This is a genomic window from Micromonospora sp. NPDC047753, from assembly GCF_040642735.1.
Taxonomy (GTDB): Bacteria; Actinomycetota; Actinomycetes; order Mycobacteriales; family Micromonosporaceae; genus Micromonospora.
This window is the reverse complement of record NZ_JBEYSL010000851.1, coordinates 1-1,401: the sequence shown is the minus strand read 5'-3', so window position 1 is coordinate 1,401 and position 1,401 is coordinate 1. Positions and strand designations below refer to the sequence as shown.

The following is a 1,401-nucleotide window of genomic DNA, read 5'->3' as shown; positions in this document are numbered from 1 at the left end:
TGGAGGCGCAAACCAACTGCTGCGGGGTGACCTGGTCCGGCCTCCGGCGGTCAGCGTCAGCGCATCGGCATCGCCCGCGCCCTCGCGCTGAAGCCCGAGGTGATCGTCTGCGACGAGCCGGTGTCGGCGCTCGACGTCTCCATCCAGGCCCAGGTGATCAACCTGCTCAAGCAGTTGCAGGGCGAGCTGGGGCTCTCGTACATCTTCATCGCGCACGACCTGTCGGTGGTGCGGCACATCGCCGACCGCGTCGCGGTGATGTACCTCGGTCGGATCGTCGAGATCGGCACCGAGGACGAGATCTACGAGCGGGCCACCCACCCGTACACCCAGGCTCTGCTCTCCGCGGTGCCGGTGCCGGACCCGGAGGCCCGCGACCAGCGCAACATGATCCGGCTGGTCGGCGACGTGCCCAGCCCGGCCGACCCGCCCAGCGGGTGCCACTTCCGGACCCGCTGCTGGAAGGCCCAGGACATCTGCGCCACCCAGGACCCGGCGACGGTGCCGAGGGCGGCGGACCCCCACCCGTCCGCCTGCCACTTCGCCGAACTCCGCCCCACCACCACAGCCTGACCCCAACCCGACCTCAACCGTTGATCATGAAGTTATTGCCCTGCACGTCGGCGTGTCAGGGCAATAACTTCATGATCGACGGGGTCGAAGCCCTCGGGGTCGAAGCCCTCGGGGTCAGTGGAAGAAGTGGCGGGTTCCGGTCAGGTACATCGTTACGTTTGCCTTCTTGGCCGCTTCGATGACTTCCTCGTCGCGGATGGAGCCGCCGGGCTGCACGATGGCGCGGACGCCGGCATCGATGAGGATCTGCGGGCCGTCGGCGAACGGGAAGAACGCGTCCGAGGCGGCGACCGAGCCGCGGGCCCGGTCGGCGCCGGCGCGGGTGACAGCGAGCTGCGCCGAGTCGACCCGGTTGACCTGACCCATGCCGACACCGACGGTGGCGCCGTCCTTGGCGAGCAGGATCGCGTTGCTCTTCACCGCGCGGACCGCCCGCCAGGCGAACGCAAGGTCCCGCAGCAGCTCCTCGTCGGCGGCCTCGCCGGTCGCCAACCGCCAACTCGCCGGGTCGTCGCCGGGGGCGTCCACCCGGTCGGCGACCTGGGCAAGCACGCCGCCGGTCACCGGCCGCAACTCCACCAGCGCCGGCGTCCAGGCCGGTGCCCGCAGCAGCCGGATGTTCTTCTTGCCCTGCAACACCTCGACCGCGCCCTCGTCGAAGCCGGGGGCGACCACCACCTCGGTGAAGATCTCGGCGACCTGCCGGGCCAGCTCGACCGAGACCGGCCGGTTGACCGCGATGACACCGCCGAACGCCGACACCGGGTCGCCCTGGGCGCCGACGGTGGGTCGGGACAGCTCGAACGTGCGCATCGCGGCCTGCCCGGT

The 1,401-nt window shown here is 70.8% G+C and carries 2 pseudogenes; one reads left to right on the top strand and one right to left on the bottom strand.

Features of this window, described 5'->3' with window-relative positions:
* Window positions 1-42: 42 nt before the first annotated feature.
* Window positions 43-573 (top strand): annotated as a pseudogene (locus ABZ749_RS35190) (ABC transporter ATP-binding protein); the annotation flags it as partial.
* 114 nt (window positions 574-687) lie between these two features.
* On the opposite strand, the pseudogene purH reads toward ABZ749_RS35190, so the two are convergent.
* Window positions 688-1,401 (bottom strand): annotated as a pseudogene (purH, locus tag ABZ749_RS35185) (bifunctional phosphoribosylaminoimidazolecarboxamide formyltransferase/IMP cyclohydrolase); the annotation flags it as partial.